At 69.7% G+C, this 7,835-nt stretch carries 7 protein-coding genes; 3 read left to right on the top strand and 4 right to left on the bottom strand.

All coding sequences use genetic code 11. The features are described from left to right. Positions 1 to 119: 119 nt before the first annotated feature. Entirely contained in the window at positions 120 to 911 is a 792-nt protein-coding gene (locus tag ABZ319_RS39325; protein ID WP_354991684.1) for a hypothetical protein, read from the bottom strand. 428 nt (positions 912 to 1,339) lie between these two features. Between ABZ319_RS39325 and ABZ319_RS39320 the strand changes: the two genes are divergently transcribed. Beyond that, the gene (locus ABZ319_RS39320; protein ID WP_354991683.1) at positions 1,340 to 2,350 is read left to right on the top strand and encodes an acyl-CoA desaturase; all 1,011 of its coding nucleotides are present in this window, start codon (positions 1,340 to 1,342) and stop codon (positions 2,348 to 2,350) included. A gap of 160 nt (positions 2,351 to 2,510) precedes the next feature. On the opposite strand, the gene ABZ319_RS39315 is transcribed toward ABZ319_RS39320, so the two are convergent. After that, positions 2,511 to 3,263 carry a hypothetical protein gene (locus tag ABZ319_RS39315; RefSeq protein ID WP_354991682.1) on the bottom strand — a complete coding sequence of 251 codons (753 nt, stop codon included), beginning with the start codon at positions 3,261 to 3,263 and terminating at the stop codon, positions 2,511 to 2,513. 545 nt (positions 3,264 to 3,808) lie between these two features. On the opposite strand from ABZ319_RS39315, the gene ABZ319_RS39310 reads away from it, so the two are divergent. Next, positions 3,809 to 4,651, top strand: coding sequence for a hypothetical protein (locus tag ABZ319_RS39310; RefSeq protein WP_354991681.1), 843 nt, complete (start codon positions 3,809 to 3,811; stop codon positions 4,649 to 4,651). Between the two features lie 41 nt (positions 4,652 to 4,692). Here the strand turns inward: ABZ319_RS39310 and ABZ319_RS39305 are convergent, their stop codons facing one another. Together ABZ319_RS39305 and ABZ319_RS39300 are read right to left on the bottom strand one after the other, a co-directional pair. Further along, entirely contained in the window at positions 4,693 to 4,989 is a 297-nt protein-coding gene (locus ABZ319_RS39305) for a hypothetical protein (RefSeq protein ID WP_354991680.1), read from the bottom strand. A 34-nt stretch (positions 4,990 to 5,023) separates the two neighbouring features. Next, positions 5,024 to 5,299, bottom strand: coding sequence for a DUF4242 domain-containing protein (locus ABZ319_RS39300; protein ID WP_354991679.1), 276 nt, complete (start codon positions 5,297 to 5,299; stop codon positions 5,024 to 5,026). Between the two features lie 180 nt (positions 5,300 to 5,479). Here ABZ319_RS39300 and ABZ319_RS39295 point away from each other — a divergent pair. Then, the coding region (locus tag ABZ319_RS39295; RefSeq protein ID WP_354991678.1) for an AAA family ATPase at positions 5,480 to 7,835 on the top strand (2,356 nt) is incomplete at its 3' end.

Here is a 7,835-nt window from a genome sequence, read left to right as displayed (position 1 = left end):
GCCGAGCATCTGCTCGGCGGCCCGTTCCGGTATTCGCGGCCGGAGGGGCGCGGCCCGCTTCGTCATCGCAATCCCGCATTCCGGCGAAATACTTTGGCCGGGTTGGAGAATTCCCGGTTTCAGCGTGGCCGCGTCGACATCTGAATCGTGTAGCGGAAAGTGGGTGCCGGCTCCAGGGTGAAAGTGGGCGGCGCGACGGTGACGCGTGTGGGAGAGGGCGCCGGCGGGGGCCGGCCTCGTTCGCTGCGGTCCACCGCGATCAAGGCGATCAGTAGCACGATCAGACCGGCGCCTATCACCTTCAGCCTTCGGGAGCTGAGCGGCGGCGCCTGGTCGAGGGGTGATTTCAACCAGAAACCGGTGTGCCCGCCGCGTTGTTCCTCCCCGGCGGGGTTGCGCGGTCGCGGGGGTTGCGTGGTGCTCTGCGCCTCGCGCAGAACCTCGCCGAGCGTGCGTTCGAGGTAGCTGAGCGTGGTGCCCAGCACATCCGATTGCACGAGAGACAGGAGCTCGGTGCGGGTCAGACCGGCGTGCAATGCCCGGGCGGCCGCGGTGGAGCTGTCGGCTACGAGGCCGAGTACCACCATGGCGAGGGGAATCGGCAGCATGTCGTACCGGTGGGCCAGGCGCCAGGAGATGTCCAGCGCGAGGGCACACCTGTCGGTGAGCGCGATGTTCTCCCAGTACCAACCGCCCGATGTCACCGGGTCGGCGATGAGTTTCTTCTCGATTGTGTCGATTCCCCCGGTGTGCAACCAGATTCGGGACCATTCGCCCGAGTTGTCCGCGCGCATCAGTTCGGTCAGCAGCGTGAACGTGTCGACGGGTTCGCGCATCCGCTTGACCGACGCGCTTCGCAGCGCGGCCTCCACGGCCGAGTGCAACGGTATGCCGCTGAGGTCGCGGATCATGGGTAGCCTCCGTACGCCACCCCGGCAGACGGAGCGGCGACTACACGATGATCGCAGAGGCGGAGAACTGCCGAAAGGTTTTCCTGCCGATACCGCCTGCCGCTTCGATGACCGAGATACGTTGCCCGCACTGATATCTCGAGCCCGCCCCAACTGACACGAGGCGGCGAGGACGCTCGCAACATCCTGGGTTCAACAGGTCCGAAGTCGTCTCGACGCCGGTCGGGTCGACGGAGCGGACCATTCTGGTTCCGAGGACATTCGGCGCCGCCGGCGAATACCACATCGGACCCCAATTCCATGTCATACCAAGGGGTTACAAGGGACGAGGATTTCGGCGATAGCTTCGGGTCATGACGACATCTGCGTTGGGGTCCGAGTCAGGGCCGCGGTCGCCGCGGCGGGGTGCGGAGGGGGACTATGCCCGGTTGTTGCGGCGGATTTCCGACGCGGGGCTGATGGAGCGGCGGCCGGTGTACTACGGGGTTCGGCTGAGTTTGGTGGGGGCGGCGTTCGCGGGCGGGTGGGCGGCGTTCGTGCTCGTCGGGGACTCGTGGTGGACGCTGGGGATCGCGGCGTTTCTGGCGGTGGCGTTCGCTCAGGTCGCGCTCGTCATGCATGATGTCGCGCACCGGCAAGTGTTCCGGCTGCGGCGGCCGACGGAGCTGGTGGGGCGGGTGGTCGGCAACGCCGGCATCGGGCTGGGGTACGGGTGGTGGCAGGACAAGCACACCCGGCATCACGCGAACCCGAATCACGAGGAGCTCGATCCCGATGTCGCGCCGGACATCCTTGTTTGGTCGCAGCGGCAGGCCCGGTCCAGTAGCGGGGTGGCGCGGTTCGTCGGGCGGGCGCAGGCGTTCCTGTTCTTTCCGCTGCTGTTGCTCGAGGGTCTGAACCTGCACGTGGCGGGTGTGCGGGCGCTGCGGAACCGGTCCGTCAAACATCGGGGGCTCGAGGGCGCGCTGCTGTTCGGCCACTTCGCGATCTACCTCGGCGCGCTGTTCGCGGTGTTGCCCGCCGACAAGGCGCTGGCGTTCTTCGCCGTGCACCAGGGATTGTTCGGCCTGTACATGGGCTGCATCTTCGCCCCGAACCACAAGGGCATGCCGACCCTGACCGGCGATGATCGTCCCGACTACTTCCGCCGCCAAGTCCTGACCTCCCGCAACGTCCGGGGCGGCGCGCTGACCGACTTCGCGCTGGGCGGGCTCAACTATCAGATCGAGCACCACCTGTTCCCGAGCATGCCAACCCCGAACCTGCGCCACGCCCGGCCGATCGTGCGCGACTACTGCGCCGAGGTCGGCGTGCCGTACCACGAGACCGGTCTGATCTCTTCGTATCGCGAGGCGCTGACGCATCTGCATCACGTCGGCGCTCCCCTGCGCACACCGACTTCGGTCTCGGATGCCGAAGTGCCGCAACGCAATCGCTGAATCGCGGTGATCCGTCCCCGCAATGGCCCGGCACGGCCCCGTTGCCGCACGGCTTCAGGGCCGAGTCGTGTTCGGCTGGTGTGGAACCGGTTTGTTTCGTAGGTGCGCAGGACCGGAGACGTGGTGACCGGCCGAAGCGGGCGGTGGCGTCGACTGCTGGTCAGCGCGGGGCGGGGTTGAAGGTGAGGGAAGGCGGGGGCTTCCAGGTGTACGAGGTCGGGGCGAAAGTCTTCGGGGGCGAAGGGACTTTCGGGGACTTCGACGGTTCTTCGTAGATGAAAATCGCCCAGCCCAGGGCGGCGAGGAACGCGGTGACCACGGCCGTCGTCACCACCTTCCGACGGGTGGAAAGCGGCGGGGCGGCGGCTGAGCCGAAAGCTGCCGGTGTGGGCCGGGCCAAGCTCGCGGATCGTTGGCGCTGGACCGCTCTCGCCTCGGAGAGGACGGTGATGATCATGCCGTCCAGCCCGCTCAGCGTCGTGCCCAGCACGTCGGTTTGCAGGAGCGTGAGCAACTCCCCAGGGGCCATGCCATCCCGTAGCGCACGAGAGGCGGCCGAGTCGTCGGCTACCAGCCCGATGACGACCAGGCCGAGCGGGATGGGCAGCAGCGCGTAGCGGTGTGCCAGGCGCCAGGCGACATCCAGGGCCAGGGCGCAACTGTCGGTGAGGGGAACCCGTTCCCAGTACCAGGCGCCGTGCTTCGGCGGGTCGATGACGAGCTTGTCCGCTATCGCGTCGATGCTCCCGGTGTTCAAACAGATTCGCGACCAGTCACCGGAGGTGTCGGCACGCATCAATTCGACCAGCAGCGTGTGGGTGTCGACAGGGCCGCGCACCCGCAGCGCCGCCGCACTCCGTAGCGCGGCCTCCACCGTCGAATGCAATGGAATGCCGGCGAAATTGCGGATCATGAACAGCCCCCCGTCCGCGCTCCGGCGCACAGAGCGGCGACAACTCGATGTTCCCAGAGTTCGAGTTGTCCCCACAAGGCAATTCCGGCGGCGGCCGGGCCTCCGTCCGAAATGACCCGCAGCTATCCATATCCCGGTTCGCGCAGACGAAAAGCGTTCGGGCCGCCGCGTCCTACGCGACGGCCCGAAGGCGATGTCGACGGGGTTCGGCGCAGCGGCAGCGAGCCGAACCCCCCGAGGTTCACAGGCCGGAGCCGGAGCCCCCCGATCCGGTGTTGGCCAGGATGGTCAAGATGATCGTCTGCAAAACTCCGGCGACGGACCCTACGTATTCCACGGTGTTCCTCCGAGATTCTCAGCGCCGACTGTCCGGCGTGCCCGGAAACCTAACTCAGCAAACATCTGGAATGTATCTGTTTCACCAAAGTCACAGGTAATCAGCTATCCGGCAGCCACTGATCGGGACCGTGTGTCCGGTGAGTGGGACCGGATCGCGGCTTCGAGAATTCACCGGCCGCCGCCCTGAAACGAATAGGGTTTCGCACGTGGAGATCGTGGTCGAGAGCGCGCCGCTGGCAACCGAATGCGGGCGGTGCCGGGCCGCGGTCCGGGTCGTTGTTCGCGACGTGCTCGACGGGGACGCGCGGTGGTGGAGCCTCGAGGGAGAGTGCCCGGAGTGCGGAACCGACCGGCAGGAGTCGGCTTACGGGCCGCCGCCCACCGGTGTCCGGGCGGCGATGCTGGCCATGAACGGAACGACTCGCCTGCGGATCGCGACGGGCAGCCTGTCGATTGCGGGGGCGATGCGGGTGTTGCGGCGGGCGGAGGCGCTCTCGATGGCGGACGCTCGGGCCGGGGCCGACGAGCTGCTGGCCGAAGGCAGCGCGGGGACGCGCGTCGAGATGGAGGTTCTCGCGCGGCAGCTGCGAGCGGACGGGGCGATCGTCGAGATCGAGCCGGGGCCCGGGGCCGGTTCGGCCGCGGCGCAAGCGATCCGGCCGCGCGGGGTACACAGCGTCGCGGCTCCGGCGAGGATCGGCGAGCAGGCGGACTCGTTTGAGGCCGTGCCGGGCACCCTCACCGCCGGCGACGTGGTGCGGATGCTGCGGTATCTGCGGTCGGCGACGGTGATCGTGGTGGCCGCGAGCAGGGCGCCGGACCCGTTCGCGCTCGGGCGGCCCGGGGCGCGCGTCGGCATCGGGGTGGTGACCGACGGCGAGTGGGCATGGCCCCTGGCGTGGGAGGACTACGTCGGAACGCACGCGGTCGCTCCCCCGGCGGAATTCATGGCGCACGCGGCGGCCCACGGGTGGATCGCGCCGCAGCTGCCGGAGGCGCGCGTGCTCGAGTTCGCCCGGCGGCTCGGGATGCCCGAGGGTGACGAGTAGGGAGTCGCACACCGCCCGTGCGGCGAGCCGCCGGCCGCGCCTCAGCTCATCCCCGCCGGTTCCCGCGAAACCTTCTCCGCGAGCAGCACATAGCGCACGTACCACAGCAGCATCAGGGCCGAGCTGAGGGTGTGGAACAGGTGCAGCGCCCAGATCGGGCCCGGGGGAAGGTCCAGGACGTAGACCATGTAGATCAGGTTCCCCAGATTGGCCAGGGTGATGTTGGCGGGGCTGTAGGAGCGTACGTCCTTGGTGCGGAGGGCTTTTGCCAGCATGGACAGGGTGCTGGCGGCGAAGACCGCGCTCGCTATCGCACCCGCGATCACGGGGACCTGCACTGGGGTAACCCCTTTCGAATGGTCGGGTCGGAGGTCAGGGGGTGGCGGTGTGCGGGCCGAACTCGCCGGCCACCTCGACGACGAGGTCGGCCGGGAAGCCGCCGCGGCGAGCGTGTTCGCGCACGGCGTCCGCGTCCTCGGCCTCGTGCAGGCAGTACAGCTTGTCGCCCGCGACGTAGCTGGTGATCCAGCGGTAGGGCACGCCGAGCGAGGTCACCGCGGCATTGGACTGCTTCGCGATATCGGTGAGCTCGGCGGCGCTGAGGCCGGCCGCGCCGGGGATGTCACGTTCGATGAGGTAGCGCTTCATGATTCGGGCTCCCGTTGTGGTGCGAGTTCCGATGCGGTCGCGATCGGTGACTTCAACGTTCGGCCATCGCGGCGGCGAAATCATGGGGGTCGATTCCCTATCTTCGGGCCGCGCGCCCCGAGTCCCGAACCCCGGTATCCAGGGTTTTCGCAGCCCGTCACCAGCGGTAATATCCCGGAGGTGAGACTCACCGAGCGCGAGTACGAGCTCGGTGAGCTCGCATCCCGGGCCGCCGCGGCCCGCGCGGGCAGGGGCGGCGCGGTCCTGGTGTCCGGCGAATCCGGGGCGGGCAAGACCGCCTTCGTCGAAGCCTTCCTCGATCGCCACACCGAGGGCGAACAGGTGCTGTGGGGCGCGTGCGATCCGCTGTCCACGCCCCGCCCGCTCGGCCCCCTGCACGATCTCGCCGACCGCTTCGACGACGCCACCCGCGCCCTGCTGCGCGGCGGCGACCAGTCCTACGACATCTTCGCCGCCGTCTTCGGCGCACTCCGCCCGCAGCCGTCGATCCTGATCGTGGACGACCTGCACTGGGCCGATCAGGGCACCATCGACCTGTTCCGTTTCCTGCTGCGCCGGGTCGCGCGCACCCCGCTGCTGCTGATCGGCATCGCCCGCGACGACGAGGTCGGCGCCGCCCATCCGCTGCGCGGACTGCTCGGCGATATCGCGCGGTCGGCGCACGCGTGCACCCTCACGGTGCCGCCGCTGAGCTTGGACGCGGTCACGACGCTGATCGCGGACCGGCCCGTCGACCCGCGCCGGCTACACGAGGTGACCGGTGGCAACGCCTTCTTCGTCTGCGAGATGCTCGACCATCGCACCGACGAACTGCCCGCCACCGTGCGCGATGCCATCCTGGCCCGCACGGCCGGGTTGGACACCGCCGCATGGGATCTGCTGCATCTGCTGAGCTGCGCGCCCGGTGCGATCGCCGATCATCTGCTCATCGATCTCGGCGTCACGCTGCCCGCCCTGCGCGCCCTGGACGACGCCGGACTCATCAAGCGCAACGACCGCGGCGTGGCGTTCCGGCACGACCTGTGCCGCCTGGCCGTCACCAGCGTCATTCCGCCCGGTGCGGAACCGGGTCTGCACCGCCGGTTCATCCACGCCCACTACGCCGCCGCCCGCCCGGATCCCGCCGTCATCACCCATCACGCGGTGGGCGCGGGCGACAGCGACCTGATCGCCGAGGCCGCCGCGGCCGCCGGGCGCGCGGGCGCCCGCTCGGGCGCGCACACCCAGGCCGCCGAGTTCTTCCGCCTCGCCCTCGATCAGCACCAGCTGCCGCCCGAGACCGAAGCCGAGCTGCTCGAGCTACTGGCCGCCGAGTACTACCTCACCGACCGGCTGGACGACGCGATCACGGCCTGCCGCACCGCGATGCGCCTGCGCGAAGCCATGAACGCGCCGGTCGCGGTGAGCGCCGATCATCACGCGCTGGCGGTGTACCAGTGGTACAACTCCAACCGCGAGCTCGCCGACGAGCATGTGAGCGCGGCGATCTCGGCCCTGGACGGCGCCGCGGCCGACCCCGCGACCCTCACCCAGGTGGGCCACGCCTTCGCCCTGCAGGCGTATCTCGCGGTCCAGTCGACCCGGCTCGAGGCCGCGACCGCGCTGCTGGCCCGGGCCCGCGAGATCGCGACCGCCGCCGCCGATCCGCTGCTGCTGGTGCGGGTCGGGATCGTGGAGAACATTCACGCGGTCGTCTCCGGCCGGACCGTCGCCCGCACCGAACTGTTGCACACCCTGGCCACCGGCCCGCGGCACATCGACGAGATCTATTCCAGCGGCTACACGAACCTGTCCTATTTCGATGTGGAACAGCGGCGGCTCGGCCCGGCGGCCGAGCTGCTCGAGGTGTGCCTGCCGCTGATGGTCGAGCACGATCTGCCCGTATGCCATGTGGTGCAACTGGGTTCACGCGGCCGGCTCAAACTGCTCACCGGCGACTGGCCCGGCGCGCTGGCGGACGCGGACGCGGTGCTGGAGGCCGCCGGTGCGCCGCTGGCCCGGGGCTGGCCGCTGTTGATCCGCGCGGTGGTGGCGCTGCGGCGCGACGGCGACGACGCCGGTGAAATCGATCGCGCGTGGCAGCTCGCCGGCAGCTACGGCGAGCCGGTGCGCATGCTGCCGGTCGCGGCCGCGATCGTCGAGCGGATCTGGCTCACCGGGGCCGCCGATGATCGGCTCGGCCGGTGCCGGGACCTGCTGGACACCGCGCCCGCGCACGGATTGGAATGGGCGCGTGGGGAATTGGCGATGTGGCTGCGGCGCATCGGGGAGCCGGTGACCGCGGACGCGGTCGCCGAGCCCTATCGGCTGCTCGCCGCCGGGCAGTTCGAGCGGGCCGCCGCGGCCTTCACCGACCTGGGCACGCCCTACGATGTGGCGCTGGCGCTGGCGGAGTCCGGCGACACCGCGTCGGTTCGACGGGGTTTGGACATCCTCGACGAACTCGGCGCGGCCGCGGTGGCCGCCAAGGTGCGCTTCGACCTGCGCGCCGGCGGCGCGCGGGGCGTACCCGCCC

The sequence above is a fragment of the Nocardia sp. NPDC005978 genome (assembly GCF_040614455.1).
In the GTDB taxonomy this organism is placed as follows: domain Bacteria; phylum Actinomycetota; class Actinomycetes; order Mycobacteriales; family Mycobacteriaceae; genus Nocardia.
Note: the sequence above shows the minus strand (reverse complement) of the source record. Positions and strands in the feature narration are given on the sequence as shown.

Coding starts and splice junctions, on each gene's coding strand:
- ABZ319_RS39300 (WP_354991679.1), bottom strand. CDS start 5,299: ATGAAGCGCTACCTCATCGAACGTGACATCCCCGGCGCGGCCGGCCTC.
- ABZ319_RS39315 (WP_354991682.1), bottom strand. CDS start 3,263: ATGATCCGCAATTTCGCCGGCATTCCATTGCATTCGACGGTGGAGGCC.
- ABZ319_RS39325 (WP_354991684.1), bottom strand. CDS start 911: ATGATCCGCGACCTCAGCGGCATACCGTTGCACTCGGCCGTGGAGGCC.